At 59.5% G+C, this 26,465-nt stretch carries 26 protein-coding genes; 8 read left to right on the forward strand and 18 right to left on the reverse strand.

Annotation, left to right across the window (positions count from 1 at the left end; genetic code table 11):
* Positions 1–75: 75 nt before the first annotated feature.
* A complete protein-coding gene (locus TU84_RS04405; protein WP_048367461.1) occupies positions 76–582 on the reverse strand; it encodes an RNA polymerase sigma factor in 507 nt (168 codons plus the stop codon).
* Between the two features lie 234 nt (positions 583–816).
* Here TU84_RS04405 and aroQ point away from each other — a divergent pair, with 234 nt between their 5' ends.
* Together aroQ and TU84_RS04415 are read left to right on the forward strand one after the other, a co-directional pair.
* Positions 817–1,257 carry a type II 3-dehydroquinate dehydratase gene (gene aroQ / locus TU84_RS04410; RefSeq protein WP_048367462.1) on the forward strand — a complete coding sequence of 147 codons (441 nt, stop codon included), beginning with the start codon at positions 817–819 and terminating at the stop codon, positions 1,255–1,257.
* A 4-nt stretch (positions 1,258–1,261) separates the two neighbouring features.
* A complete protein-coding gene (locus TU84_RS04415) occupies positions 1,262–2,152 on the forward strand; it encodes a shikimate dehydrogenase (RefSeq protein WP_048367464.1) in 891 nt (296 codons plus the stop codon).
* Between the two features lie 13 nt (positions 2,153–2,165).
* Here the strand turns inward: TU84_RS04415 and TU84_RS04420 are convergent, their stop codons facing one another.
* Together TU84_RS04420 and quiC are read right to left on the reverse strand one after the other, a co-directional pair.
* Positions 2,166–2,843, reverse strand: a complete 678-nt coding sequence (locus tag TU84_RS04420; protein WP_048367465.1) for a TetR/AcrR family transcriptional regulator — start codon at positions 2,841–2,843, stop codon at positions 2,166–2,168.
* An 87-nt stretch (positions 2,844–2,930) separates the two neighbouring features.
* Positions 2,931–4,841, reverse strand: a complete 1,911-nt coding sequence (gene quiC / locus TU84_RS04425; protein WP_048367466.1) for a 3-dehydroshikimate dehydratase QuiC — start codon at positions 4,839–4,841, stop codon at positions 2,931–2,933.
* A gap of 328 nt (positions 4,842–5,169) precedes the next feature.
* Between quiC and TU84_RS04430 the strand changes: the two genes are divergently transcribed.
* Complete coding sequence (locus TU84_RS04430; RefSeq protein WP_048367467.1) at positions 5,170–6,501, forward strand: MFS transporter; 1,332 nt, start codon at positions 5,170–5,172, stop codon at positions 6,499–6,501.
* 244 nt (positions 6,502–6,745) lie between these two features.
* On the opposite strand, the gene TU84_RS04435 is transcribed toward TU84_RS04430, so the two are convergent.
* From TU84_RS04435 to TU84_RS04450, 4 genes are all read right to left on the reverse strand, one after another.
* Positions 6,746–7,633, reverse strand: coding sequence for a DMT family transporter (locus TU84_RS04435; RefSeq protein WP_048367469.1), 888 nt, complete (start codon positions 7,631–7,633; stop codon positions 6,746–6,748).
* A 64-nt stretch (positions 7,634–7,697) separates the two neighbouring features.
* Positions 7,698–8,513, reverse strand: coding sequence for a sugar phosphate isomerase/epimerase family protein (locus TU84_RS04440; RefSeq protein WP_048367471.1), 816 nt, complete (start codon positions 8,511–8,513; stop codon positions 7,698–7,700).
* A gap of 11 nt (positions 8,514–8,524) precedes the next feature.
* Positions 8,525–9,580, reverse strand: coding sequence for a Gfo/Idh/MocA family protein (locus TU84_RS04445; protein ID WP_048367473.1), 1,056 nt, complete (start codon positions 9,578–9,580; stop codon positions 8,525–8,527).
* Between the two features lie 107 nt (positions 9,581–9,687).
* Positions 9,688–10,467 carry an IclR family transcriptional regulator gene (locus tag TU84_RS04450; protein ID WP_048367474.1) on the reverse strand — a complete coding sequence of 260 codons (780 nt, stop codon included), beginning with the start codon at positions 10,465–10,467 and terminating at the stop codon, positions 9,688–9,690.
* A gap of 151 nt (positions 10,468–10,618) precedes the next feature.
* Here TU84_RS04450 and TU84_RS04455 point away from each other — a divergent pair, with 151 nt between their 5' ends.
* Entirely contained in the window at positions 10,619–12,337 is a 1,719-nt protein-coding gene (locus TU84_RS04455) for an FAD-dependent oxidoreductase (protein ID WP_048367475.1), read from the forward strand.
* A gap of 49 nt (positions 12,338–12,386) precedes the next feature.
* On the opposite strand, the gene pcaG is transcribed toward TU84_RS04455, so the two are convergent.
* The 4 genes from pcaG to TU84_RS04475 all read right to left on the reverse strand — a co-directional run bounded on the left by pcaG (position 12,387) and on the right by TU84_RS04475 (position 15,813).
* Positions 12,387–12,992, reverse strand: coding sequence for a protocatechuate 3,4-dioxygenase subunit alpha (gene pcaG, locus TU84_RS04460; protein WP_048367476.1), 606 nt, complete (start codon positions 12,990–12,992; stop codon positions 12,387–12,389).
* Between the two features lie 11 nt (positions 12,993–13,003).
* On the reverse strand, positions 13,004–13,723 hold the full coding sequence (gene pcaH, locus TU84_RS04465) for a protocatechuate 3,4-dioxygenase subunit beta (RefSeq protein ID WP_048367478.1): 720 nt from the start codon (positions 13,721–13,723) through the stop codon (positions 13,004–13,006).
* A gap of 98 nt (positions 13,724–13,821) precedes the next feature.
* Positions 13,822–14,751: a pca operon transcription factor PcaQ gene (gene pcaQ / locus TU84_RS04470; protein WP_048367480.1), complete on the reverse strand. Its 930-nt coding sequence runs from the start codon at positions 14,749–14,751 to the stop codon at positions 13,822–13,824.
* Between the two features lie 33 nt (positions 14,752–14,784).
* On the reverse strand, positions 14,785–15,813 hold the full coding sequence (locus tag TU84_RS04475; RefSeq protein WP_048367810.1) for a PDDEXK nuclease domain-containing protein: 1,029 nt from the start codon (positions 15,811–15,813) through the stop codon (positions 14,785–14,787).
* Positions 15,814–16,043: 230 nt separating this feature from the next.
* On the opposite strand from TU84_RS04475, the gene ypfJ reads away from it, so the two are divergent.
* Both ypfJ and TU84_RS04485 read left to right on the forward strand, forming a co-directional pair.
* A complete protein-coding gene (ypfJ, locus tag TU84_RS04480; RefSeq protein WP_048367481.1) occupies positions 16,044–16,937 on the forward strand; it encodes a KPN_02809 family neutral zinc metallopeptidase in 894 nt (297 codons plus the stop codon).
* Positions 16,938–17,921 carry an alpha/beta fold hydrolase gene (locus TU84_RS04485; protein WP_048367483.1) on the forward strand — a complete coding sequence of 328 codons (984 nt, stop codon included), beginning with the start codon at positions 16,938–16,940 and terminating at the stop codon, positions 17,919–17,921.
* Between the two features lie 94 nt (positions 17,922–18,015).
* On the opposite strand, the gene TU84_RS04490 is transcribed toward TU84_RS04485, so the two are convergent.
* From TU84_RS04490 to TU84_RS04500, 3 genes are all read right to left on the reverse strand, one after another.
* Complete coding sequence (locus TU84_RS04490; RefSeq protein WP_048367485.1) at positions 18,016–18,606, reverse strand: HAD family hydrolase; 591 nt, start codon at positions 18,604–18,606, stop codon at positions 18,016–18,018.
* Positions 18,603–19,472, reverse strand: a complete 870-nt coding sequence (tesB, locus tag TU84_RS04495) for an acyl-CoA thioesterase II (RefSeq protein ID WP_048367487.1) — start codon at positions 19,470–19,472, stop codon at positions 18,603–18,605. Before tesB ends, TU84_RS04490 begins: the two co-directional genes overlap by 4 nt.
* A gap of 84 nt (positions 19,473–19,556) precedes the next feature.
* On the reverse strand, positions 19,557–20,126 hold the full coding sequence (locus TU84_RS04500) for a GNAT family N-acetyltransferase (protein WP_048367488.1): 570 nt from the start codon (positions 20,124–20,126) through the stop codon (positions 19,557–19,559).
* A gap of 90 nt (positions 20,127–20,216) precedes the next feature.
* On the opposite strand from TU84_RS04500, the gene TU84_RS04505 reads away from it, so the two are divergent.
* Together TU84_RS04505 and TU84_RS04510 are read left to right on the forward strand one after the other, a co-directional pair.
* On the forward strand, positions 20,217–21,137 hold the full coding sequence (locus tag TU84_RS04505; protein ID WP_048367490.1) for a histone deacetylase family protein: 921 nt from the start codon (positions 20,217–20,219) through the stop codon (positions 21,135–21,137).
* Between the two features lie 254 nt (positions 21,138–21,391).
* Complete coding sequence (locus TU84_RS04510; RefSeq protein ID WP_048367492.1) at positions 21,392–22,633, forward strand: TIGR03862 family flavoprotein; 1,242 nt, start codon at positions 21,392–21,394, stop codon at positions 22,631–22,633.
* Positions 22,634–22,740: 107 nt separating this feature from the next.
* Here TU84_RS04510 and TU84_RS04515 read toward each other — a convergent pair whose 3' ends face one another.
* The 4 genes from TU84_RS04515 to TU84_RS04530 form a co-directional block, all read right to left on the reverse strand.
* Positions 22,741–24,078, reverse strand: a complete 1,338-nt coding sequence (locus tag TU84_RS04515) for a DEAD/DEAH box helicase (RefSeq protein WP_048367494.1) — start codon at positions 24,076–24,078, stop codon at positions 22,741–22,743.
* A 67-nt stretch (positions 24,079–24,145) separates the two neighbouring features.
* The gene (gene yedA, locus TU84_RS04520; RefSeq protein WP_048367496.1) at positions 24,146–25,036 is read right to left on the reverse strand and encodes a drug/metabolite exporter YedA; all 891 of its coding nucleotides are present in this window, start codon (positions 25,034–25,036) and stop codon (positions 24,146–24,148) included.
* Positions 25,037–25,233: 197 nt separating this feature from the next.
* The gene (locus TU84_RS04525) at positions 25,234–25,845 is read right to left on the reverse strand and encodes a 3'-5' exonuclease (RefSeq protein ID WP_048367498.1); all 612 of its coding nucleotides are present in this window, start codon (positions 25,843–25,845) and stop codon (positions 25,234–25,236) included.
* Positions 25,846–25,873: 28 nt separating this feature from the next.
* On the reverse strand, positions 25,874–26,350 hold the full coding sequence (locus tag TU84_RS04530; RefSeq protein ID WP_048367811.1) for an NYN domain-containing protein: 477 nt from the start codon (positions 26,348–26,350) through the stop codon (positions 25,874–25,876).
* Between the last annotated feature and the right edge of the window lie 115 nt (positions 26,351–26,465).

The following is a 26,465-nucleotide window of genomic DNA, read 5'->3' on the forward strand; positions in this document are numbered from 1 at the left end:
AATTTCTCGTTATGTATAAGCAGTGACGTCTGGCCTGCCGATATTCAGTAAGCCGTTTATCGAAACTCAGGTAGGTTATTTCTCAGCTGCTTGTAGGCGTTGCATGACATACGCCAGCGCTTTGGACAGATGCTTTTGCACGGAGCTGTCAGAAATATCAAGTTGGCGCGCCACTTCTGCATGGGTCATGCCTTCGATGCGGTTGAGGCGGAAGATTTCCTGGGTGCGCTCGGGCAGCTCTGACAGTGCCTGCTTGAGCGCCATGCGCTGTTGTTCAGCCATTGCCTGAGCCTCCAGCTCTGCCATTTCGTCCTCAATGTCAGCCAAGGCCTCGTGCGTCACCGAGTCGGTCTTACGGCGGATTTCCTGGCGGATGTGATCGACCAGCAGGTTGCCCGCCACGCGGTAGAGGTAACCGGGGGAGTTGTCGATCTGTTCCTTGCGCCCGCGCTCGGCCAGGCGCAGGAAGCTCTCCTGCACCAGATCGGCGGCCAACTGTGGATCTCGCACCTTGCGCGCCAGGTACCCGCGCAGGGTACTGGCATGCTTGAGGAACAAGCCCTTGAGGTCCATATCCGACAAACCGACTCCCTGACGCATGAGGAAAAGGGGCGGCTATCTTACTTTTTGTCGAGAATGATTTTCAATTGATATTAGCGGGACTCGCGCATTGTTCGATAAACGCCCACTTAATGGCACAAAGCGGCGTCGGCATTTATCACCCAATTGACCTTATTAACCGGCTGGTACAATTTAAGCCAACCGCTTGAGCAGCGCTCAGGCGACCCTATAAAAACAAAGTAGAGTTGGCTTGCTATGTCCCCTATCGTCCTGGTGCTTAACGGCCCCAACCTGAACTTGCTTGGCACCCGCGAACCCGGTATTTACGGCCACGAAACGCTGGCAGACATTGCCAATTTGTGCGGCCAGACGGCCCGCGAAGAAGGCTTGAACGTTGAGTTTCGCCAAACCAACCACGAAGGCGAACTGCTCGACTGGATCCATGGCGCTCGCCAGCGCTGCGCCGCGATTGTGATCAACCCGGCCGCCTGGACCCACACCTCGGTGGCCATTCGCGATGCCTTGGTCGCCAGTGAACTGCCGGTGATCGAAGTGCACCTGTCCAACGTCCATACCCGCGAAGCCTTCCGCCATCACTCCTTCGTCTCGGGCATTGCCCAAGCCGTGTTGTGCGGGTTTGGCAGCAACGGTTATCGCTTGGCCTTGCAACACCTCAGCCGCCAACTGAAGGGCTAAGCGCATGTCGACCCACACACCCAAGTCAGTGCTGGCCGGGCTGATCGGCGCCGGTATCCAGGCCTCCCGCACACCGGCAATGCACGAGCGCGAAGGCGAGGCGCAAGGGCTGCGTTACGTGTACCAGTTGATCGATCTGGACGTGTTGCAGCTCGATAACAACGCCCTGCCCGACCTGCTGACCGCCGCTGAGCGTATGGGCTTCAGCGGCTTGAACATTACTTACCCGTGCAAGCAGGCGATTATGCCGTGGCTGGACGAGTTATCTGATCAAGCCCGCGGTATTGGAGCCGTAAACACGGTGATTTTCCGGGACGGCAAACGCATAGGGCACAACACCGACTGTTCGGGGTTTGCCGAAGGTTTTCGTCGCGGCTTGAGCGGCGTTGCCGTGCACCACGTGGTGCAAATGGGCGCGGGTGGCGCGGGCTCAGCGGTGGCCTACGCACTGCTCAGCGAAGGCGTACAACGGCTGGATATTTTTGACGTCGACCAAGCCCGCGCACAGAGCCTGGCAGACAACTTGAATCAGCACTTTGCCGGGTCGCGGGCCAAGGCCGGCACTGACCTTGAGGCCTCGCTGAGCAGGGCCAACGGGCTGGTCAACACCACGCCCATGGGCATGGCCAAGCTGCCGGGCATGCCCGTTCCCGCACAGTGGCTGCGCTCAGAGTTGTGGGTGGCCGAGATTGTGTACTTCCCGCTGCAAACCGAGTTGCTGCGCCATGCCCGCGCGCTGGGTTGCCGCACGCTGGATGGCGGCAACATGGCAGTGTTCCAGGCGGTCAAGGCGTTTGAACTGATCAGCGGCGCCAGCGCTGACGCCTCACGCCTGCTCGCGCATTTTCAGGAAATGAACAGCCAGGAAATGAATGGCCAGGAAATGAACGGCTAAGGCGTGGTCTCACTCATACCTGTAAATAACGCAGCACCGAGTCGCAGATCATCTCGCGCTGACGCTGTTTAACCTGCGGGTCGGACAAGTCGATCTGAAAAATCTCACCGACTGTGTAGCGGTTGGACACGCGGTAAAAACAGAACGAACTGACCAGCAGGTGCACGTCCAACGGATTTAAACCGGGGCGGAACACCTGCTGCTCAACGCCTCGGCGCAGGATCTCTTCGAGGGCATGAACAATCGTGTCGTTCATGGCCTTGATGCCTTCCGAACGCTTGATGTACTCGCCCTTGTGGATATTTTCAACGCTGACCATGCGCACGAAATCGGCGTTCAGGTCGTGGTGATCAAAGGTGAACTCAACCAGCTTTTTAATCGCCTGCCGGGGTTCCATTTCATCCAGATGCAGCAGGTTTTCGGTGCTGCGGATCTCGCCGTAGAGCTTCTCCAGCACTTCGACGTAGAGCTGCTCTTTGCTGGTGAAGTAGTAATAGATCATGCGTTTGGACGTGCGGGTACGCTCCGCGATGGCATCCACGCGTGCGCCCGCCAGCCCTTGTTCGACGAACTCGGCCAGGGCTTCCTGAAGGATGTTTTCGCGGGTCTTTTCCGGGTTGTTTTTCCGGCTCTTGCGCGGTTCGACTGCGGGCGCCGTGGCGTCGGTGTCGACTTCTGTTATCTGGGTCATTACAGGCTCACGGCCATCGGAAGATGGCCGCGATTATGGCCCGAGTAGTTCATCGAAGGAAGTCGACAAACGTATTCGCGTGGCGCCCTACAGCTTGGCCTGACGCACCGCCCCGGTGCGCGACTTGGCCATCGCCGCCAAACGTACCGCCACGTTGGCCGCACCATAGCCGGCATAGCCGTTTTTGCGCTGCAACAACTCAAAGAAGAAGCGCCCGGCAAACGGCTCGGTGTACACATGAAACAGCTCACCGCCCTGAGCGTCGCGGTCATACAAGACGTTGAAGTAGGCCAGTTCGCTCAAAAACTCATCGTCAAAATCAAAGCGCGCCGCCAGGTCGTCGTAGTAGTTCAACGGGATATCCAGCAGCGGTACGCCTGCGGCTTTGGCGCGGCTGACTTCAGCAAACAGGTCGTCGCACTCAAACGCAATGTGATGCACACCGGAGCCGCGATAACTCGACAACGCATGTGAGATGGCGGTGTTTTTGTTCTCGGAAATGTTCAGCGGCAAACGAATCGTGCTGCAACGGCTACGCAATGCGCGGCTTTTGACCAACCCGTACGGGTCGGGCAACACCACTTCGTCATCCGCTTCAAAGTCCAGCAGGCTCTTGTAGAACAGCACCCAGCTGTCGAGGCTGTCGGCTGGCAGCGCCATGGCCATGTGGTCAATGCGCTTGAGCCCGCCTTGCCCGGTGTGGGCGGTCGCAAGGTTGAAGTCCGATTCGTACAACGGGTTACCCGCTTCGTCCTGATCGACCAGATAAATCAGGCTGCCATCCGGCGCACGAACCGCCGCCAGTTCCAGCTCATTGGGGCCGACCAGGCCTCGATAGGGCTGGCCTTTATAGGCCACGGCACGGGCCAGCGCGCTGGCGCTGTCTTGCACGCGAATGGCGGTGGCGCACAGCGACGGGCCGTGCGCCTCAAAAAAGTTATGCCCAAACGAATAAGGCTCGGCGTTGAGCACCAGGTTGATATCGCCCTGACGCAGCAAGCTGACATTTTTGGAGCGGTGCTGACCGGCCTTGCTGAAGCCCAATCGCTCAAGCCAGTGGGTCAGTTGCGCGCCCTGATTGTCATCGACGGCGAACTCCAGAAACTCGATACCCTTGTAGTCACTGGCCTTGGGCGGCGCGAACAACGGCTCAAGGCTGGCGGCAGGCGCGGCCTCCTGGTCCAGCCGCTCGCGGGTTTTCTCTTCGAGGTACAGCAATGAACGCAGGCCATCTGCCGCATTGGCGCGGGAAGGCGCTGCGCGGAAGCCGTCATTAAAGATCTCCAGCGACAAAGGCCCGGTGTAGCCGCTCTGAATGATCGGCGCCAGAAAGCCCGGCAAGTCGAACTCGCCCTGCCCCGGGAAGCAACGGAAGTGGCGGCTCCACTCCAGCACGTCCATCGCCAAAATGGGCGCGTCGGCCATTTGCACAAAGAAGATCTTGTCGCCGGGAATCTGCGCAATGCCGCTCGGGTCGCCTTTGAGCGACAAGGTGTGGAAGCTGTCGAGCAGCACGCCAAGGCTCGGATGGTCGATCTCGCGCACCAGGTCCCAGACCTGTTGCCAGGTGTTGACGTGCCGCCCCCAGGCCAGGGCTTCGTAGCCGATGCGCAGGTTCCGCGCCCCGGCGCGCTCGGCCAGCAGGCTCAAGTCGTCCAGCAGGATTTGCCGGTCACCCACCGAGTCGGCGGCGGCATTGCTGCACACCAATACCAGGTCGGTACCGAGTTCCTGCATCAAGTCGAATTTGCGCTCGGCGCGGTCGAGGTTGCGCGCCAGACGGTCGCGGCGGCAGCCTTCAAAGTCACGGAACGGTTGGAACAGGCTGATTTCCAGGCCGAGGTCTGCGCAGATCTGGCGCACTTCGCGAGGGCTGCCGTCGTAGTACAGCAGGTCATTTTCAAAGATCTCAACCCCGTCAAAACCCGCTGCGGCAATGGCGTCGAGCTTTTCCGGCAAGGTGCCGCTCAAGGAAACAGTGGCGATTGAACGCTTCATTTAACACTCCCATGATTGCCACCGCCTGCAACCGACGGCATTTCTAATAGCCTGATTATTAAGGGCACCCTATCATTGAGCAACCAGTCTGTACCAACCGGTTAGTTTTGCGTGCGATTATCGAACACTATGCCCTTTGTTGAATTGACGACTTTTTGTCCAATCGCCACCATCCAACCCGTACCTTTTGCAATAAATGCTGCACAACACCACATAACAATTCCAAAAAAAACGGGTAACCACTCATGCTTGCTCTTATTGATATGACGCTCTGCTTTGCTCTGCCGCCGGCGTGGTACCCGACCTTTCAACGGACGGGTAAATAGCCATGACCCCTTCTCAATCGACACACGTCAACTCTGCCCAAAGCACCCCGCACGCCGGTATTGGCGACAAGATCCGCGGCGCCATGGCCATTGGTAAAACCCGCTGGGGCATGCTCGCCCTGGTGTTTTTCGCGACCACGCTGAACTACATCGACCGCGCCGCACTGGGCGTGATGCAACCGATTCTGGCCAAGGAAATGAGCTGGACGGCGATGGACTACGCCAACATCAACTTCTGGTTTCAGGTGGGCTACGCCATTGGCTTCGTCCTGCAAGGTCGCCTGATCGACCGGATCGGGGTCAAACGCGTGTTCTTCTGCGCCGTGTTGCTGTGGAGCCTGGCGACCGGCGCCCACGGCCTGGCCACCTCGGCCGTCGGCTTTATGATGTGCCGCTTTATTCTCGGCCTGACCGAAGCCGCCAACTACCCTGCCTGCGTGAAAACCACGCGCCTGTGGTTCCCCGCCGGTGAGCGCGCAGTGGCCAGCGGTATCTTCAACGCCGGGACCAACGTCGGCGCCATGTTCACCCCGATGCTGTTGCCTCTGGTGCTGCATGTGTGGGGCTGGCAAGCCGCGTTTCTGTGCATGGCGGCGTTGGGCGGTATCTGGCTGATCTTCTGGGGGCTGAAGTACTACAACCCTGAAGAGCACCCAACGGTGAGCAAACAGGAACTGGACTACATCCAGAGCGAAAAAGAACCGGAGCAACAGAAAGTCAGTTTCGGCACGATCCTGAAAATGCGCGGGACTTGGGCCTTTGCGTTGTCTTACTCGCTGACCGCACCGGTGTTCTGGTTCTACCTGTACTGGCTGCCGCCGTTCTTGAACCAGCAATACAACCTGGGCATCAACGTCACGCAGATGGGCATCCCGTTGATCATCATCTACATCACGGCCGACTTCGGCAGCGTCGGTGGCGGGATTTTGTCTTCGATGCTGATCAGTCGCGGCATGGCGGCGGTCAAGGCACGGCTGGTGTCGATGTTCCTGTGTGCGATATGCATCATCGGCGTGGTCATGGCCGCTGGCTCCAGCCAACTGTGGGTTGCCGTGGGCGCCATCGCATTGGCCCTGGGCGCGCACCAGGCCTGGACCGCCAACGTGTGGAGCATGGTGATGGACTACACGCCTAAACACATGATGGGCACGGTGTTCGGCTTTGGCGGCATGTGCGCGGCCATCGGCGGCATGTTCATGACGCAAATCGTGGGTTATGTACTGACTGTCACCAACAACAACTACACCGTGTTGTTCACCATGATTCCGGCGATGTACTTCATTGCGCTGACGTGGATGTACTTCATGGCCCCGCGAAAAATCCCGCAGGTTTGAGTTCGATCCGAAGCGTTCAAACAGCCCTTCTCCTTCGGGAGAGGGGTTTTTTTTCAGGTCAAAAGATCGCGAGGCAAGCTCGCTCCTACAGCAATGCTGTTCACTTAAGAGCAACACGACTCAAGTGGGAGCGGGCTTGCTCGCGATGGTCTTCAGAGCGCCTCATTTAACAGGCCACTACGCATCATCGTTAACGACCATCGTGAGCAAGCCCGCTCCCACAGAGGCAGAAATGTGTTGAGGGTTAAACCGCCCTTTTCTTGCGCTGTTGCCAAGCCGCCGCCAACCCGCTGATGCAGACAATCGCGATGCCAATCCGTGAGGTCAGGTCCGGCGTGTGGTTGAACAGCAGCCAGCCCAGCAACCCGGAAAACACAATCTGACAGTAACTGAAAGGCGCCAGCAATGCCGGGGCGGCGAGGCGGAACGACTGCGTCAGGAGCAAATGCGCAGTCATGCCCAACGAACCAAGCGCGAGCATTTCCAGGCCATGCACCAGGGTCGGCGTCTGCCAAAAGAACGGCACCAGCGCACTCAGCACCAGCGCGTTAAACAACCCGGCAAAAAAGTTACTGGTGGTCGGTGTGTCGTACAGGCTGAGTTTGCGCGTGAGGATCTGGTAGCAACTGAAACACAGCGCTGCCGACATCGGCAGTAGCACCGCCGGGGTGAACAAGTCGCCCCCCGGATGGATGATCACCACCACGCCGATAAACCCGCAGCTCACTGCAATCCATTGCCCCCGGGTGACTTTTTCGCCCAGCAACGGCCCGGACAGGGCCGCCACCAATAACGGCGCCAAAAAGTTAACCGCGGTGTTTTCCGCCAACGGGATGTACAGCAGCCCAAAGGTGAAGAACAGCCCGGAGCCCAGCAAGCAGATCGCCCGGTACACCTGCAGCAACGGGCGCTTGCTGCGCAGCACCCGTAGCCCCGACTGCGGCAAGAAGTAACTGGCCATCAGCAAGGTGTGCACCATATAGCGCGCCCACACCACCATCACTACGGGGTACAAACCGCTCAAGTACTTGGAGAGCGCGTCGTGACTGGAGAACAACGCCGTCGCGATCACGATCAGCAGAATGCCCTTGAGTGGCTGGTTAACGCCTGAGAGTGGCGTAGGCAATGTCATCGAACACCTCAATGTGGAGCAATGGACTCACAGCACTCAGCCACCCGCATCCGGGCGCTACGCACTACAGCTGTTGCAAAAGCACCCGGGTTTTATCAATCGCCCATTGCGCCCGTTGTTCGGCGCTGACGCCTTGTGCCTGAAGTTCTACGCAGGGAATTTCAAGACTCAGCGGTATGTCTTTGGGCAGTAATCTCAGCAAGCCGAGCAAATCGCAGTCACCGTCGCCAGGAAAACGCCGCTCATTACGCGCCTGGCGCAAAATTTCCTGCATGTCATCGGGCGTTGGCCCCGCCACGTCGCACAACTGCATATAGCGCATGCGCGACGGCTCTACCCGGCTCAGGTCTTCAAGGCTTGAGCCAGAGCGGTTGAAATGGAAGGCATCGACCAATACGCAGCCATTGACGCGGCCCGCCTGCTCAACCACCCGCACCGCCTGCTGCAGGTTCTTGGCATCGGTCCACGGCATGAACTCAAGATGAGGATAGATCCCGTAAGGGCGACTCAAGTCACACAATTGCGCAAAGTTATCGGTCATGCGTTGTTCATCGGGGTCATTGCCGGCGACCAGCAACTCGGTGGCGCCGAATTCAGCGCCCACAGACAGGATCTTGTCGAAATCTGACACGCAGGTCTGCGGCTTCAAGCGAAGAATCTCGATATCGAGCACTTTGATGCCGGTGTCGTGCAGGCGCTTGAGGGTTTGCCTGCGTAAAGCCGGGTCATTGACCAGCGGGAAGTGATACTCCTCTGGCGTGGCAGGTTCGAGGCGCAGACCGACATGGCTGTAGCCGGTGCGGGCGGCAATGTCGATCATGTCGACCGGCGAGACTTCCAGCACGGTCAGGGCAGCAAGGGACAAAGGACGAGAATTCATAGTGGGCTCTTTCAGGCGTCGATAGGGGCTGGGGCGCAGGCCCGGCCAGTGGCAGCGGCTTCACGAATGGCTTCAATCAGCGCCAGGGTGCGGGCGGCATCCGCCGCACTCACCAACGGCGCAACCTCGCGTCGAATCACCCGAACAAAATGTTCCAGTTGCAAACGCAGGGCTTCATCGGGCTTGAAGGCTTCTTGCTCGACCAGCAACGGCTGGTGCCAGCCCGCGCCGTCCTCGGCGTAATGCCAGCGTTTGAGCTGCGGAATGCTCAACGCCCCGCCGGTGCCTGCCAGCAAATAGCAGGGTTGATCGCTCTGGCGCGGATACACCGGGTTTTCACCCGAGTCCAGTTCCCAGCTCCAGGGTGCGGCCACGGCATCAGAGCCGGTCAACGTACCGAGAGCACCGTTTTCAAATTGCAGCAAGACCGCCGCACAGTCCTCATTGCCATAGCCGCGCACGGCATTGCTGGTGATGGCCTGCACCTGTCGCACTTCGCCACACAAATGGCGCAGCAGATCCAGGTCGTGGATCAGGTTGGTCAGCAGCATCCCCGCACCGGCCTCACGCCGCCACGGGATATCGAAATAGCTCTCGGGCTTTTGCAGTTGCCACAACGCGGTCACCGTACTCAAACGCCCCAGCGCCCCGCTATGCACCAGCTCATACGCCCGCACAATCAGCGGGTTGTGGCGCCGATGATGGCCCACCAACACCGGCACGCCGCTGTCCCGCGACGCCGCCACCAGCGTACGCACTTCTGCCAGATCCACGCCTACGGGTTTCTCCAGCAGCACCGGCACACCCGCTGCCAGGCAGGTCAGCGCCGTGCTCACGTGTAAGGTGTTGGGGTTTGCGATGATCACGCCATCGGGCTTTGCAGCCGCCAACATCTGCGCCGTGTCAGCAAACCATTCGACCCCGCATTGCGCCGCAAACCCGGCCGACTGCGGCGCAGGGTCTGCGACCGCGCAGAGCACAGCGCTGTCGAGGCCTTTTAGATGATGAAGGTGCTGGCGGCCCATGATGCCGGCGCCCACCAAAGCGATACGCATTGGAGCGTTCAAAATGCTGATCCTCTTGTAAGAATTATGGAATCACAGAATTCCGATTAATTTAGAATCTGGTTCCACTTTCTTGCAAGATAAATTAACCACTCCGTTCAATTTAGCCGTCAGGCATCGAAGAGTTCAGATGCCTGACAGGCCACTGACAACTCCTCGGTGAACTGCAGCAGCAATGGCGCCAGCTCGTGCAAGCGGGCCTGAGGCAGGCGTGCGCTGGGGCCTGCCACACTCAACACGCCGACCACATGCTTGCCCAGCGGGCTGCGCACCACAGCAGCAATGGCGCTGGTGCCTATCGCCGAGCTTTCTTCTACGCAGGCATAACCCTGCTCACGGGCGATACGCAGACGCTCGAGCAACTCCACATTGGAGTGCGGCGCATTCGGTCCCACACCTTCGGGGGGCGTAATACCCTGGCGTTCAACCTGTGCCAAAGCCATGGCATCGCTCATGCTGGCCAGCCAGGCATGCCCGGACGCGGTGTAATACAGCGGCGCATCGCGGCCCATATCCGGGTCATAGCGTAGGCCAGAGCGGGCGCCCTGGGACTTGGCGATCCAGGTCAGGCGCTCACCGTCCACCACCCCTAAACGCACCAGTTCGCCGGTTTCCTGGGCGAGCCGATCAAGGATCGGCTGCACAATGTCGGCCCCACTGCTGGCCAGGTATTGAAAGCCCATGGCGACCAGCTTGGTCGACAAATGGTAACGGCTGTTCTCGCTGTTTTGCCGCACATAGCCCAACCGCACCAACTCGGTAAGCAAGCGATGGGTCGCACTTTTAGGGATGCCCAATTGCTCGGCGAGCGTCTGCATCGGCACGCCGCGAGGCTCCTGCGTGAGACTCTCAAGCACACTGAACACCCGTTCGATCTGACTGCCAGCCATACAAAGCCCTCGCAAATGAAAGGATTCTAAAAGGTAAACCCGCAAACGCAAAAGCTGGAACTGAACAAACACACTCGGGGTTGTTGTTTTTAGAGCAAATCTTTATATTTTGGAACTCAATTCCAAAAACGATTCAATCCGGAGCCCCACCATGACCGCAGCCCCTCAACCTGACGTTATCGACTGTGATGTGCTGATTGTCGGCTCCGGTGCGGCCGGTTTGTCCGCAGCCGTCACGGCCGCCTGGCACGGGCAAAAAGTTATCGTGGTCGAAAAGGATGCGGTCTTCGGTGGCGCCACGGCCTGGTCCGGCGGTTGGGCCTGGGTGCCGTGCAACCCGCTGGCTAAACGCGCCGGGATCATTGAAGACGTGGAATTGCCGCGCACCTACCTCAAGCATGAATTGGGCGAGCGTTACGACCCGGCCATGATTGACGCGTTTCTGGAAGCCGGGCCGCGAATGGTGGCGTTCTTCGAGCGGCACACCCGCTTGCAGTTTGCCGATGGCAACGCCATTGCCGACATCCACGGCGACACCCCAGGCGCCGGGACTGGCGGGCGCTCGGTGATCGCCGCGCCGTATAACGGCCGCGAGGTCGGCAAGCTGCTCAAGCGGCTGCGCAAAACCATGCGCGAAACCAGTTTTATGGGCATGCCGATCATGGCCGGACCAGACCTTGCGGCCTTTCTCAACCTGACACGCTCACTGCCGGCCGCCTGGCACGTGACCAAGCGCTTTGGCCGCCACCTGATTGACCTCGCCCTGCATGGCCGCGCCTTGCAATTGGTCAATGGCGTGGCGCTGGTGGCGCGACTGGCCAAGTCGGCAGAAGACTTGGGTGTGTTGCTGTGGGAATCCGCACCGGTCACATCACTCACTCAGGACGAGGCAGGCGTTACTGGCGCGGTGGTCAAGACAGCACGCGGGGACATCCGCATTCGCGCCCGCAAGGCGGTGGTGCTGGCAGCCGGGGGCTTTGCCAATGATATTGAGCGGCGCAAGGCGCTGTTTCCGCGCACACCGACCGGCCACGAACACTTGGCCCTGCCGCCGCTGGGCGTCAATGGCGATGGTCTGACCCTCGGTGAAAGCGCTGGCGGGCAGATCAACAGCGACCTGCACTCCACGGTCGCCTGGGCCCCGGTGTCCCGCGTCACGCACAGCGACGGCAGCATCGGGCACTTTCCGCACATCATTGAACGCGCCAAGCCGGGAATCATTGGCGTATTGAGCAACGGTCAGCGCTTCGTCAACGAAGCCAATGGCTACTACGATTACGTCACCGCCATGGTGGAACAAGCACCAGCCGGTGAACCGGTCGCTTCGTGGCTGATCTGCACCCATGACTTCCAGCGCCGTTACGGGCTCGGCATCTCGCGGCCGTTTCCCATCCCCGTGGGGCCGTTTATCCAGTCCGGCTACCTGAAAAGCGCCTACACCCTGGAAGGCCTGGCCCGCGTGTGTGGCATTGACGCCAAGGGCTTGCAAACCACCGTGGACAACTACAACCGCCACGCGCAAACAGGCCAGGACCCACAATTTGGGCGCGGCTCAACCCCGTACAACCGCAAGCAAGGCGACCCGCTGCATCAGCCCAACCCTTGCGTGGCACCGATCAGCAAAGGACCGTTTTACGCGGTCAAGGTCGAACCCGGCTGCTTTGGCACCTTTGCCGGGCTCAAAACCAACGAACACGCCCAAGTGCTGAACGCAGACGGTCAGGCGATAAAAGGCTTGTATGCGGCAGGCACGGACATGGCCAGCATCATGGGCGGGTACTACCCGGCAGGTGGGATAAATCTTGGGCCGGCCCTGACGTTTGGCTACATCGCCGGGCGGCATATGGCGGGGGTGACGCAGTACGAGTGAGTCATTGAGGTGGGAGTCAGGCGGGTTAGCCTGCTCCCACATGCAGCCCTTAAAAATCGAAGAACACCGTTTCGTTCGGGCCTTGAATATAGATATCAAAACGGTACGCCGGTTTGCCGTTCACTTCGCAGCGATGGGCAATCAGGGTTTCACGGCGTTGCGGTTGCTCGATCAGGTTGAGCACCGGGCATTTGCCGTTGGCCTCCGGCTCGTCGCTGAAGTACAGGCGGGTCTGCAAATGGATGTTGATCCCGCGGGCAAACAGCGACACGTTGATGTGCGGCGCCATCGGCACACCGGCAGCATTTTTGACCACACCCGGCTTGATCGTGTTGAGCGTCCATTCCCCGGCATCAAAGGTTGTGGCGGTACGGCCGAAGCTGTTGAAAGGCTTCTCGGCGTCGAAGTGTTCGTCGTAAACGCCTTCGTGGTTGGCTTGCCAGAACTCCAGGAAGGAGTCGCGGACCAAATGGCCATTGCCGTCATGGACGTTGCCGACCAGCACAATGTGCTCGCCCGGCGCGTCAGGCTTGGCCATGTCGTTCCAGATTTCTTCCGGGCGGGACGGGTTACCGGCGGCGGCCAGCGCCAGGCCGATATGCACGTAAGGGCCAGCCGTTTGCGATGGCGTTTCGGGTAGCAGTTCGATAGGCATGACGAGGCTCCTCAGCAGTTTTCGAAGTGAGTCTTGCGCTGACCGCGCAGCACGATGTCAAAGCGATAGGCCAGGCAATCCATCGGATTGGCGGCGCCCATGTCCAGGCGCGCAATCAGGCTTTGCACCGCCTCAGGGTTGGCAATCGACTTGACGATCGGGCACATAGGGATCAGCGGATCGCCTTCGAAATACAACTGGGTAATCAAGCGCGTGGCAATCGACGGGCCACTGATCGACACGTGAATATGCGCCGGGCGCCAGTCATTGGGGCCGTTGCGCCACGGGTAAGGGCCGGGCTTGACGGTACGGAAGCTGTAATAGCCCTGGCTGTCCGTGAGCGTGCGGCCCACGCCACCAAAGTTGGGGTCCAGCGGGGCCAGATAGCGGTCGTTTTTGTGACGATAACGGCCACCGGCGTTGGCTTGCCAGATCTCTACCAAGGTGTGTGGGATCGGCTTGCCGTATTGGTCGCAGACACGACCCGAGAGCAAAATCCGCTCACCGACCGGCAAACCGCCATTGTTGAAGTTCAACAACAGGTCGTTGTCGAACTTGCCGAATTTGAGGTGGGAAAAATCAGGGCCACTGGTTTCGCTCACCGATTGCGGGATGCTCACCAGCGCTTGGCGCGGGGAACGGGCAATCGAGGTTTTGTAGTCAGGGGTCAGGGCTTTGGGGTGCCAGTTGCGATCACGGATGATAAAGCGCCGGCTGTCTGCATCAGACATGTCGATCTCCTGTTGTTTTTATAAAGGCCAGGCGCCAGTTTTAAACAACAGAGGTTCAAGCACTATTGAAAAGGCCAACCCTTAACATAACCAAATGGTTATGGATAAACGCCTTCGGCATAGGCATGCCCCAGCTCACGCAGCACCTCGACACAACCTTGGGCCGCCACCGACATGGGCACATGGGCGTTACTGCAAATGCCGATCGAACCGCCCGGCTCACGCTGCCCGAGGTCAATTTCATGCAGTTCGCCGCTGGCCAGATCCAGACGCACAGCATCCAGCGGGGCGATCCACACCGCATCGTTACGCAGCACGTAGCGGCGGCTCACCGTGACTGACAGGGTTTCCAGACGCTGGCGCGACTGGCTGATGCCGCACTGCACAAACAGGCTGTCAGCAAAGGTACGGATGGTGGTGTTGGCCAGCGGCAACACCAGCGGGTAGCGCTCCAGTTGGCTACGGTCCAGCGGGCCTTGCAGCAACGGATGGCCCGGCCGCACCACCAGGGTCATCGATTCGCTGTACAGGTGTTCAAAGTTCATACCCTGAATTTCCGGGCTGTCGGTCATACGCCCAATCACCAAATCGACATCACCGACACGCAACTGCGACAAAAGATACGCACTCGGCCCGGTCACGATACTCACCACCAGCGCCGAATGGCGGGCGTGCAGGCGGCTGACCAACTCGGGTACCAGCAGGCTCTCAACGGTGGACAACACCCCCAGCCGCACCGTCCCCCCGGAGTATTCGCCCCCGCGCAAGGCGTTCACCCCTTCGCGCAAAGCCTGCACCGACGGCGTCGCATAACGCAGGAAAGCCACCCCGGCCTCGGTCAGACGGATACCGCTTTTGCTGCGCACAAACAGACTCACCGTCAGTAGCTCTTCAAGCTCCTTGAGGGTTTTGGACATGGCCGGCTGGCTCACCGCCAACACATCCGCCGCCCGCGCCAAACTGCCTTGGCGTGCCATCTCCAGAAAGCACACCAGATGACGGTATTTGATGCGGGTATCGATGTTCACAGGGGTAAAAACTCCGAGCAGGGCTGGACGCGGTCACGCATCGTCGACAGGAACGTTTTGCAGATAAAACTCATGGAGCTTGGCTTGCAACAGCCTCTTGTCCGGCAAATGCGTCTGATATTCGGCGATCAATGCCGGGGACAATGAGCGGTTCAGCGCGTATTCAACCACTTCATCCTCTTTACTGGCACACAATAAAACCCCAATCGCCGGATTCTCGTGCGGCTTGCGATGATCCCGGTCCAGGGCTTCAAGGTAGAAATTGAGTTTGCCGAGATGCTCGGGTTCGAAGCGTCCGACCTTTAATTCAATCGCGACCAGACAATTCAAACCTCGGTGAAACAGCACCAGATCTACCACAAAGTCACGAGCGCCAACCTGCAATGGGTACTGCGAACCAACAAAACAGAAGTCATGCCCCAACTCGGTCAGAAATGCTTTTAGATGCCCAAGCAAACCCTGATGCAAACCTGACTCACTGTGCCCCTTGGGTAATTGGAGAAACTCCAGAACATAAGCGTCTTTAAAAATGCTCGTAACGTCCTCTATACGCTCTTTTAAGGCAGGCGAAAGCTTTGCAGGCTGAATGATCGTTCTCTCGAATAATGCGCTTTGCAGTTGGCGCCCCAACTCACGACTCGACCACTTTTGAGCGATTGCCGTACGCATATAGAACGCTCGCTGCTGTGCCATTGAGCATTGGCTCAGCAGCATTAAATGATGCGTCCAGGGCATTTGTGTCAGCAGCGCTGACACTAAATGTTCCTCTGCCTTGTACGCTTCATAAAATTGACGCATGCGAAATAAATTTCGACGGGTAAAGCCTCTAAGGCCAGGCTGAGTGTGGGCAATATGGGCCGCCAGTTGCTCGACAACAGAATCGCCCCATTCAGCGTGTTCAAGTTTTTGACTGATAAAAGCACCGACTTGCCAATAAAGCTCAATCAGATGCGCATTCACAGCCATGGCGGCGCTTTGCTGAGCACTTTTGATCATTTTCACCACGTGCGCAAAGCCATTCGTCTCGGCCGGCCCTGGAAAATCGTGATTATTCTTTTGCATGGGAACCTCGGGCATGACGAAAAATGTCACGCCCACCCTACGTTCCGCCCTCCCTTTAGTCAGTCAGCCCAAACCTACAAGCAGTCGACTCGGCATGTAGCCCAACTCTGTGAGGTCATCCGACCAACGTCCATACTTATCCACCGCTCAACAAACGTCTGACAGCCGGGCTGGCGCTGTGCCTGCCGAGCAGCAACACTCAATAAACAGATTTATCAGAGGATTCCTCCATGCAATGGAAAAAAGGCCGCCGTAGCGACAACGTTGAAGACGTGCGCGATCAACGTACCGGTGGCGGTGGAGGAATGCGCATCGGCGGCGGTAAAGGCTTGAGCCTGATGGCGGTGGTGGTGATTGTCGGGATTGGCCTGCTCACCGGTCAGGACCCTTTGCAGATCCTCGGCCAGCTCAGCGGCCAACTGACGGAGCAGTCGTCACCTCAGGTGACGCAGCAAGCAGGCCATGCGCCGCCTGCCAATGATCAGCAAGCAGACTTTGTGCGGGCGATTCTGGGCGACACCGAAGACACCTGGCGCCAGGTGTTTCAGCAGTCAGGTCGCACTTACAAAGACCCGACGCTGGTGCTCTTTCGCGGCCAGGTCAGTTCGGCCTGCGGCTTTGCCACGGCGGCCAGCGGGCCTTTTTATTGCCCGGCTGACCAGAAGGTTTATCTGGACATGAGTTTCTTCCAGGAGATGGCCCAACGCTTCAAGGCCGCCGGGGATTTTGCCCAGGCGTATGTGATCGCCCATGAAGTGGGGCATCACGTGCAAACGCTGTTGGGGGTTTCGTCAAAAATGCAGATGGCCCGCCAGCAAGGCAAACGCATGGAGGGTGACGGCGGTTTACTGGTACGTCAGGAACTGCAAGCTGACTGCCTGGCCGGGGTGTGGGCCAACCTTGCGCAAAAACGTCACGACTGGCTGGAACCCGGCGACATCGAGTCCGCTCTCAATGCTGCCACCGCCATTGGTGATGACCGTTTACAACAGCAGTCACAAGGGCGCGTAATGCCCGACTCATTCACCCATGGCACTTCTGCGCAACGCGTGAGGTGGTTCAAGACCGGTTTTGCCAACGGTGATATTAATCAGTGCGACACCTTTTCGGCAGCGAGGCTTTAAATGGCAAAACGGTTGATGGCAGTCGTCGGTCTGGTGCTCGCGTGTTCTTCGGCAATAGCCGCAGAACACGGGGTCAAAGTGTTAAGCCCCGATCAGATGAAGATCGGCACGAGCGAGCTGAATATCGGGCTCAGTCAAAACTGGAATCAACCGTTGCCCGCTGTGCAGCGGGCGCTGATTGTGATCCATGGTCGCTTGCGCAATGCGCAAACCTATCTGGAGAGTGGCGAAAAAGCCGCGACGCAAGCCGGGCAGTTATCCACAACCCTAGTGATTGCGCCGCAGTTTCTCAATGAAAGTGATGGCACCCGCCACACGTTGCCCAACGATGTACTGCGCTGGCACGCCAATGACTGGATGGCCGGTGAGCCCGCGATCAGCCCAACACCCTTGAGTTCGTACGCGGCCATAGACCAGATCCTGCAACGCCTGGGCGACCGCAAGTTGTTCCCCCATTTGCGCGAAGTGGTCATTGCCGGGCATTCGGGCGGAGCACAAGTGGCGCAGCGCTATGCCCTGACCACCCAGGCGGACAAAGCCCTGGAGGCCGAAGGCATCAAGGTGCGTTACGTGATTGCCAACCCGTCGTCCTACGCCTATTTCGACAAACAGCGCCCGGTGTCCAACTTTGATCCGGCCACCTGCCCCGGTTTCAATACCTGGAAATACGGGCTGAAAGACTTGCCCGCCTATGTGGCCGGGCAAAAGCACCACACGCTTGAGCAAAACTATGTGAGCCGCGACATTACCTATTTGCTCGGGGCCAAAGACACCGACCCCAACCATCCGGCGCTGGATAAAAGCTGCGAAGCCGAAGCCCAGGGCGCGTATCGCTTGATACGTGGGCACAACTACTTTGACTACCTGACCCAGCGCCATCCGCAGGGGCTCAACCAACGCTTGGTTGAAGTGCCGGGGGTTGGCCACAACGGCGATGAAATGTTCACCTCGCCAGAAGGGCAAAAGGCGCTGTTCGCAAGGTAAGTTCGCCCTGCTCTTTGTAGGAGCGAGCTTGCCTCGCGATCTTTTGATCGATTAAAAGATCGCGAGGCAAGCTCGCTCCTACAGAGGTGGGGAGTCAATTCAGCAGTTGGTGGAGTTCGGCGCAGTCTTTGGCGTGCCAGTCGGTCAGTTCGGGCCACGGATTGTCCGGGACGTTGACCAATACCGTTTTGCTCCCGGCCGCACGGCCGCATGCCAGGTCAAAACGGTAGTCGCCCACCATCACCATGTCCGACGGCGCAACAGCCCAGGCTTGCGCCAACTGCAGTAGGCCATCGGGGTCGGGTTTGTGCGCGGCGTTCTCGCGCCCCAATACGTCCTGCGGCGCAAAGCACTGATCCAGACCAATCGCCTTGAGGGTGATGTGCGCCAGCTCTTGAGCGTTACGCGTCAACACGCCCAGGCGGTAACCACGGGCAGCCAGGTCGCGCACCAGCTCGATTGCGCCCGGCGCTGGCGTGGAAGCCAATGCCAGTTCGCGCTCATGCTCCAGCAACCAGGCATGCTTGGCGGCCGCTTCGTCAGCGGGCAAGCCGTTGAGGTGGGTCAGGATGTCGTCTTCGGACGGGATGCCCAATGCCTGACGAATCGCCGCAAAGTCATGCACGGCGAGGGTCAGGGTGCCGTCCATGTCGAACACCCAATGCTTGATGTCCTTGAGTGTCATGCCCAGTCCTTGCGGTGGCGGATCAGGCCTTCCTGCGTCACCGAGGCGACCAGTTTACCCGCGCGGTTGTAGACACTGCCGCTCGAGAACCCGCGCGAGTTACCGGCCCACGGGCTGTCCATGGCGTAGAGCAACCAGTCATCCATGCGCAGCTCGCCGTGGAACCACAGCGCGTGGTCGAGGCTGGCCACTTGCATGTCGCGTTGCCACACGCCTTTGCCATGGGGCAGCAGCGAGGTGGTCAGCAAGCCGAAGTCCGAGGCGTAGGCCAGCAGGTATTTATGCAGAGCCAGGTTGTCGGGCAAGGTGCCGTCGGCGCGAAACCACACGTATTTGATCGGGTCGCTGACCTGGGGGTTGAACGGGTCTTCACCGACCACCGGGCGGAACTCGATGGGCTTGGCACACAGCAGTTTTTCACGCATTGATTCAGGGATCAGGTCCGCGCGCTGGCGAATCATCTCAAGCTCGGATGGCAGGTTTTCAGGCCCCACCACGTCGGGCATCGGGTTTTGATGTTCAAAGCCGTTCTCATCGTATTGAAACGACGCGCTGCTGGTGAAAATCGGTTGGCCCTTCTGGATGGCAGTCACCCGGCGGGTGCTGAAACTGCCACCATCACGCACCCGGTCAACCTGGTACACCACCGGCAAGCTGGCATCGCCGGGGCGCAAAAAATAACCGTGCAATGAGTGCACGTGCCGAGCGTCTTCTACAGTCTGGCTCATGGCCGACAACGATTGTCCCAGCACCTGACCGCCGAACAGCTGGCGAAAGCCCAAGTCCTGGCTGCTACCGCGAAAGAGGTTCTCTTCAATCGGTTCCAGGGTCAACAAGTTGACCAGATCATCCAATACTTGGCTCATTCAGACTCTCCTCACACAGAGCAATACCGTCGTAATCTTCGCTACGTCGGCCAACAAAAAATTTCGGCTCAGGCCTCAGCCCGTTTAACCGTGCAACGTTTCCAGCCACTGTGCCCGTGAAATGCGATACAGCACATGCGGCCTTAGTGGATGACCTTCAACCAGCTTGGGATGTTCAAAGTCGCCATCCAGGTCACGCTGCATGCCGATGGCCTGCATGACCTTTTGCGATGGCAAGTTGGGCTCGCTGGTGAACGACACCACTTGATCCAGCGCCAGCCGATCAAAGGCGCAGCGCAACACCGCCCAGGCCGCCTCACTGGCGTAGCCCAACCCCCAATGTTCAGGCGCCAGTCGCCAGCCTATTTCAACGGCCGGGGTGAATGCAGCGGCAAAACTGACATTTAACAGCCCGGTACAGCCAATAAAGGCGCCGGTGTCTTTACGCTCCAATGCCCACATACCGTAGCCGTATTCGGCAAAGTGACCGCGAAAACGGCCAATCAGGGCTGCGCTTTCGAGGCGACTCAGGGCCGCCGGGAAGTACCGCATCACCTGCGGGTCAGCGCACAGGGCAGCGAACTCTGGCAAGTCAGTGTCACGCCAGGGGCGCAGGCGCAAACGCGGACTTTCCAGCTCTTTGATCTGCTCCATCAGGCCTCTCCAGTGGTTACCGGGCTTTGCACATGCCCAGCAGTGTACAGCGCTGTTAATATCCAGCGCTCGTTCCGACGTGAAATCCTTATGCCCGTACCGCTGATCTACCACGAAGACTACAGCCCCCAGTTCCCTGCGGAGCATCGCTTCCCGATGGACAAGTTCCGCCTGCTGCACGATCACCTGATCGACACCGGGCTGACCCGCGATGCCGATTTGCTGCGCCCCGAGCTGTGCCCTGTGGATATCCTCGCGCTGGCCCATGACCGCGCCTATATCGAGCGCTACATGGCCGGCGAACTGGCCCGCGAAGATCAACGCCGCCTGGGCTTGCCCTGGAGCGAAGCCCTGGCGCGGCGGACCATTCGCGCCGTGGGCGGCTCACTGCTGGCCGCCGAACAGGCCCTTGAGCACGGGCTAGCCTGCCATTTGGCCGGAGGCACTCACCACGCCCATTACGATCACCCGGCGGGCTTTTGCATCTTCAATGACCTGGCGGTGATCAGCCATTACTTGCTGGAAAGCGGCCGGGTGAACCGCGTGCTGATCTTCGACTGTGACGTGCATCAGGGCGATGGTACGGCGCGGATTCTTGAACATACGCCAGAGGCCATTACCGTTTCCCTGCACTGTGAAAAGAATTTTCCGGCTCGCAAGGCGCAAAGCGACTGGGACATAGGCCTACCGATGGGCATGGGCGACACCGAGTATTTGCAGGTGGTCGACGAGGCGCTCAATTACCTGTTGCCGCTCTATCAACCGGACCTGGTGCTCTACGACGCAGGCGTGGATGTGCATAAAGACGATGCCCTGGGCTATTTGAAGCTGACCGATGAAGGCGTGGCGGCACGGGATGAAAGCGTGATGCGCCATTGCCTGGGCCGGGATATCCCGGTGGTGGGCGTGATTGGCGGCGGTTACAGCAAAGACCGCAAGGCGCTGGCGCGGCGCCACGGGATCTTGCACCACAGCGCGCAGAAGGTCTGGTTGTCATCAGGCGGTCATTAAGCTGTGAGTCTTTTACCCACAATGCCTGTGGAACTGCCTGTGGATAACCTGAGTGAAAGCCCTTGCAGGCCACGGTGCGTATGGCCTGCAGAAAGCTGTACGTTTTTCGTACAGCCCTTGCCTGTGTAGGAGCGAGCTTGCCTCGCGATCTTTAAAAAGATCAAAAGATCGCGAGGCAAGCTCGCTCCTACACAGGGTATTGGGTGTTCCTCAGGTAGAATGCCCGGCTTATTTCGCCGATTTGCAGCCTTGCCATGACTGAACACACGTCCTCCCCTTCCCCGCACGTCGCCATTATAGGCGGTGGCCCCGCCGGTTTGATGGCTGCCGAAGTGTTGAGCCAGGCGGGCGTGCAGGTGGATCTGTTTGACGGCATGCCGTCGGTCGGCCGCAAGTTTTTGCTCGCCGGTGTCGGCGGCATGAACATCACCCACTCCGAACCTTACCCGGCGTTTTTGTCACGTTATGCCGAGCGGGCGCCGCACATGGCGCCGTTGCTGCGGGCGTTTGATGCCGATGCCCTGTGCCAGTGGATCCACGACCTGGGCATCGAAACCTTTGTAGGCAGTTCGGGCCGGGTGTTCCCCACCGACATGAAAGCCGCGCCGCTGCTGCGCGCCTGGCTCAAGCGCCTGCGCGAATCCGGCGTAGTTATCCACACCCGCCACCGCTGGTTGGGCTGGCAAGCAGATGGCCAGTTGCGCATCGACAGCCCTGAGGGCGAAAAACTGCTCAAGCCGGATGCCGTGGTGCTCGCCTTGGGCGGTGGCAGTTGGGCACGGCTGGGCTCTGATGGCGCATGGATGCCGTTACTGGCAGAGCGCGGCGTCGAGCTGGCGGCCTTGCAGCCGAGCAATTGCGGGTTTGATGTGGCGGGCTGGAGCGAGGTGTTGCGCAGCAAGTTCGCCGGGGCGCCCTTGAAGAACATCGCCATTGCCCTGGAGCACAGCGCACCGCGCTTGGGCGAATGCGTGATCACCGCCAGCGGTATTGAAGGCAGTTTGATTTATGCCTGGTCTGCGCCGATTCGTGAGGCCATCAACCAGCATGGCGCTGCAACGATTCTGATCGATCTGTTGCCCAACAAGCCTGTGGATAAAATCGCTGCGGCCTTGGCCAAGCCACGAGGCTCACGCTCGATGAGCAAGCATTTGCACAGTCAGTTGGGTCTGGACGGGGTGAAAGCGGCGCTGTTGCGCGAGCTGGCCCCGGCCGATGACTTCAACCACCCGGCGCAGTTGGCCAAAGCGATTAAAGCCCTGCCCCTGACACTGATCAAGGCACGCCCGCTGGACGAGGCCATCAGCAGCGCCGGCGGCGTGCGCTTTGAGGCACTGGATCACAACCTGATGCTCAACGCAGTACCGGGTGTGTTCTGCGCAGGCGAGATGCTGGACTGGGAAGCCCCCACCGGCGGCTACTTGCTCACCGGCTGCTTTGCCAGCGGGCGCGCCGCAGGGTTGGGGGTTTTAAGCTGGTTGCAAGCACAACGCTGATCACCTGGGTGGGAGCGGGCTTGCTCGCGATGGCATCGACGCGCTAATCAGATTGACCGAGGCGCCTGAATCGCGAGCAAGCCCGCTCCCACATATTGAAGGGCGGGTTATGGCTTGCGCTTGCGCGGGCCGGTGTTGAACACCGGGACTTTGCGCACAGGCTTGACCGAAGGCTCGGCAGGGGCCACGTCGCCGCTGTCCACCCATTTGCCCAGGTTGCGCTTGCCGCCACCGCCTGCTGTTTTAGGCTTTTTCGGTTTCTTCGGCTTTTTGACCACCTGGCCCGTCGCATCGGTTTGCGGCACGCGGTGCTCTGGCTCGAAGTCGGGTTCTTCGTGGCGGGTCAATGTCTGACGGGTCAACATCTCGATTGCCGACAACATGTTCACTTCGTCCGCACAGACCAGCGAGATCGCCTCGCCTTTCAGGCCCGCTCGGCCGGTACGACCAATGCGGTGAATGTAGTCTTCGGCCACGATCGGCAAGTCGAAGTTGACCACCAGCGGCAGGTCGTCGATGTCCAGGCCGCGCGCGGCGACGTCAGTGGCGACCAGAATCTGCACTTCGCTGGCCTTGAAGCGATCCAGCGCACGTTGACGGGTAGCCTGTGGCTTATCGCCATGGATGCCGTCCGCGTTGATCCCCAGGCCTTGCAGCTTGCCCACCAGCTCATCGACACCGTTACGGGTCTTGGCGAACACCAGCACTTGCTTCCAGCGCTGGGTACGCAGCAAGTGCAGAAACAACTCTGACTTGCGCTTTTTATCAACCGGGATCACCCACTGCTTGACGCTGCTGGCCGCCACGTTGCGCGGGCTGACTTCGATGCTCAGCGGGTTGTCGAGCATTTGTTCGGCCAACAGGCGGATCGCGTCCGAGAACGTCGCCGAAAACAGCAAGGTCTGGCGTTTTTTCGGCAAGGCACGGTAAATGTCGCGCAGTTCTTCGGAGAAACCGAGGTCGAGCATGCGGTCGGCTTCGTCCAGAATCAGGGTTTGCAACTGGTTGAACTTGATCGCGTTCTGGCGATACAGGTCGAGCAAGCGGCCCGGGGTCGCCACCAGCACGTCAACGCCTTTGCGCAGCTTCATCATTTGCGGGTTGATGCTGACTCCGCCGTACACCGCATAGGTGCTCAACGGCAGGTGCTCGGCGTACTGGCGAATGTTCTCGTGAACCTGTTCGGCCAGTTCGCGGGTCGGTACCAGCACCAGCGCGCGGATCGAGTTGCTGGTGACCTTTGGCCCTTCCATGGTCAGCAATTGCAGCAATGGCAAGGCAAAGCCGCCTGTTTTGCCGGTGCCCGTCTGGGCGGCGGCCATCAGGTCACGGCCTGCCAGCACTGCGGGAATCGCTTGGGCCTGAACCGGGGTGGGGGTCTTGTAGCCGAGCGCCTCAAGGGCGCGCAGCAAGGGCTCGATCAGGCCAAGGGTGGCGAATGTCATGGGAATACCGTCGAAAAAGGTCTGCGCAGGGGTGCATAAAGTGCAATGGCGCGCAGTTTACCCTAATTCAGACGGTTTTCTGCTTGCGCCACTGCGGCAACCCGATCAACACCACGGCGCTGATGATCACCGCCATCGCCAGGCACTCTTCGACGCCAATGCTCTCGCCCGCAAACACGATGCCCAGCATCACCGCTACGGCCGGGTTGACGTAGGCATAGCTGGTAGCCGCCGCCGGACGCACGTTTTTCAGCAGGTACATGTAGGCGCTGAAGGCGATGATCGAGCCGAAGAACACCAGATACAGCAACGCGCCCCAGCCTGCGGCAGTTGGCAGATGGGTCATGCGTTCGCCGCTGAGCAGGCTGCCGGCCAGCAGCACCGCACCTGCGGTGATCATTTCGGCGGCGCTGGCCATGGCGCCTGCGGGCAGCGGCAAATGACGACTCCACACCGAGCCGAACGCCCAGGCGGCAGCGGCAAAGAGGATCATCGCCGCGCCCAGCGGGCTGGCTTGCAGGTTGGAGCCGAGGTTAAGCATGCCGATGCCGATCAGCCCCAGCGCGATACCCGCCCATTCCAGGCGAGTGTTGCGTGCGCCCCAAAAGTAGCCGAACAACAACGTAAACAGTGGCACCGTCGCCACAGCCAGGGCCGCGACACCAGAGGCCACGCCCGAGTGCTCGGCCAGGGTCACGCCACCATTGCCGCAGGCCAGCAACAGAAAACCGATCATGGCTGCCGAGCGCCACTGCACAAACGTCGGTGCAGGCGCCCCGCGCCAGCGCATAAAGCCATACATCAAAAAGCCCGCCACCAGAAAGCGCACCCCGGCCATCATCAACGGCGGCCAGGACTCAATCCCGATGCGAATCACCAGATAGGTCGAACCCCAAATGACGTACAACGCAAAAAAAGCACCGATCAGTTGTAACGGGAAACGACGTGCGGCAGGCATGGGGGCAGCTCGGAAGGCAAAGGCAGGGGACTAGGGATTCTAGACAAAGGGCTGCGAAATAATAAGTAACAGAACGCACCAAAAGTGACCCGTACACTTTGGGGGCAGTTCATCGTGTAGGAGCGAGCTTGCCTCGCGATCTTTTAAACGATCAAAAGATCGCGAGGCAAGCTCGCTCCTACACGGGAATAAACGTTTTAGAAACCGCGATAACGCTTCAGGTGTTCGTTGATCTTCGCTGCCGGGACTTTCTGCAACTTGCACAGCAGGTCGTGATCCAGCGCTTTCAGCCCGTGCTGCTGGCGCAGTTGCTCGGCCAGGTAGGCCGTCAGGTTGGCGGCCATTTCAGCATCAGCCATGGCCCGGTGAGCCTGCCCGGTATGGGGCAAGTCGGCAAAGGCGGTCAGGGTGCCCAGCTTGTGGTTGGGCGCGGCCGGCATCAGCCGCCGGGCCAGCAACAGCGAGCAGGCAAAGTTCTGCAAACGGGTGCGCTTGATGCGGCCCATTTCAAAGTCCCAGAACTTTTGGTCAAACGCTGCGTTGTGCGCCACCAGCGGGGTAATCCCCACGAACTCGTTGACCTCATTCATTACCCGCTCGGCAGGCGGCGCGGTTCGCAGCATGGCGTTGCTGATGCCAGTCAGTTGCTCGATAAATCCCGGCACCCGCACGCCGGTGTTCATCAGGCTTTGGTAACGCTCGACGATGCGCCCCTGTTCAAGTATCACCACGGCAATTTCAGTGGCCCGGCACGAGCTGCTCGGCGAAAGGCCGGTGGTTTCAAAGTCGATGACCGCAATGCGTTCCAAACCTGATCAATCCTGTCAAAAATGAGCGTTATTTAAGCAGCAAGTTGCCTTCAATCGGCACGTAGCGAGTGGCCGCGCGGATCAATGAGTTGGCGGTCAGGCCGGGCACGCCATAGGCCACGGTCTGGACCCCGTGCTTGTTGGCAATGCGCTCAAGCAACAGGTCAAAGTCGCCGTCACCCGAGGCCAGCACCACTTCGTCGACATTGGCTGCCGAGTCCATGATGTCGATGGTAATGCCCACGTCCCAGTCGCCCTTGGCCGAGCCATCGCTGCGCTGAATATAAGGTTTGAGTTTTACCGTGAAGCCCAGGTTGCGCAAAATTTGCTGGAACTGCTGCTGTTTGCTGTCACCCCGATCAATGGCGTAGGCGTAGGCCTCGACAATTTCACCGTGCTGGCTGATATCGGCCCACAACGCCGCGTAATTGAAATGGCAGCCATAGGCCTGGCGAACCGTGTAATAGAGGTTCTGCACATCCGCGAAGACCGCAATTTTTTTCACCGGCAAACCTCTTGAGGCCCAGGCAGCGGGCAGGTAGGTAAAACACAAGGCAGCAGTATGCCAGCCTGCCGAGGGTTTGCGCGGATAAACCGCCCAGCGAGCCATCAGCCGCCGG

It is taken from the genome of Pseudomonas helleri (genome assembly GCF_001043025.1).
Lineage (GTDB): Bacteria > Pseudomonadota > Gammaproteobacteria > Pseudomonadales > Pseudomonadaceae > Aquipseudomonas > Aquipseudomonas helleri.

Coding starts and splice junctions, on each gene's coding strand:
- TU84_RS04415 (WP_048367464.1), top strand. CDS start 1,262: ATGTCGACCCACACACCCAAGTCAGTGCTGGCCGGGCTGATCGGCGCC.
- yedA (WP_048367496.1), bottom strand. CDS start 25,036: ATGCCTGCCGCACGTCGTTTCCCGTTACAACTGATCGGTGCTTTTTTT.
- pcaG (WP_048367476.1), bottom strand. CDS start 12,992: ATGCCTATCGAACTGCTACCCGAAACGCCATCGCAAACGGCTGGCCCT.
- TU84_RS04430 (WP_048367467.1), top strand. CDS start 5,170: ATGACCCCTTCTCAATCGACACACGTCAACTCTGCCCAAAGCACCCCG.
- TU84_RS04420 (WP_048367465.1), bottom strand. CDS start 2,843: ATGACCCAGATAACAGAAGTCGACACCGACGCCACGGCGCCCGCAGTC.
- TU84_RS04440 (WP_048367471.1), bottom strand. CDS start 8,513: ATGAATTCTCGTCCTTTGTCCCTTGCTGCCCTGACCGTGCTGGAAGTC.
- quiC (WP_048367466.1), bottom strand. CDS start 4,841: ATGAAGCGTTCAATCGCCACTGTTTCCTTGAGCGGCACCTTGCCGGAA.
- aroQ (WP_048367462.1), top strand. CDS start 817: ATGTCCCCTATCGTCCTGGTGCTTAACGGCCCCAACCTGAACTTGCTT.
- TU84_RS04510 (WP_048367492.1), top strand. CDS start 21,392: ATGACTGAACACACGTCCTCCCCTTCCCCGCACGTCGCCATTATAGGC.
- TU84_RS04455 (WP_048367475.1), top strand. CDS start 10,619: ATGACCGCAGCCCCTCAACCTGACGTTATCGACTGTGATGTGCTGATT.
- TU84_RS04435 (WP_048367469.1), bottom strand. CDS start 7,633: ATGACATTGCCTACGCCACTCTCAGGCGTTAACCAGCCACTCAAGGGC.
- TU84_RS04485 (WP_048367483.1), top strand. CDS start 16,938: ATGGCAAAACGGTTGATGGCAGTCGTCGGTCTGGTGCTCGCGTGTTCT.
- TU84_RS04490 (WP_048367485.1), bottom strand. CDS start 18,606: ATGACACTCAAGGACATCAAGCATTGGGTGTTCGACATGGACGGCACC.
- TU84_RS04475 (WP_048367810.1), bottom strand. CDS start 15,813: ATGCAAAAGAATAATCACGATTTTCCAGGGCCGGCCGAGACGAATGGC.
- TU84_RS04505 (WP_048367490.1), top strand. CDS start 20,217: ATGCCCGTACCGCTGATCTACCACGAAGACTACAGCCCCCAGTTCCCT.
- TU84_RS04500 (WP_048367488.1), bottom strand. CDS start 20,126: ATGGAGCAGATCAAAGAGCTGGAAAGTCCGCGTTTGCGCCTGCGCCCC.
- ypfJ (WP_048367481.1), top strand. CDS start 16,044: ATGCAATGGAAAAAAGGCCGCCGTAGCGACAACGTTGAAGACGTGCGC.
- tesB (WP_048367487.1), bottom strand. CDS start 19,472: ATGAGCCAAGTATTGGATGATCTGGTCAACTTGTTGACCCTGGAACCG.
- pcaH (WP_048367478.1), bottom strand. CDS start 13,723: ATGTCTGATGCAGACAGCCGGCGCTTTATCATCCGTGATCGCAACTGG.
- TU84_RS04450 (WP_048367474.1), bottom strand. CDS start 10,467: ATGGCTGGCAGTCAGATCGAACGGGTGTTCAGTGTGCTTGAGAGTCTC.
- TU84_RS04515 (WP_048367494.1), bottom strand. CDS start 24,078: ATGACATTCGCCACCCTTGGCCTGATCGAGCCCTTGCTGCGCGCCCTT.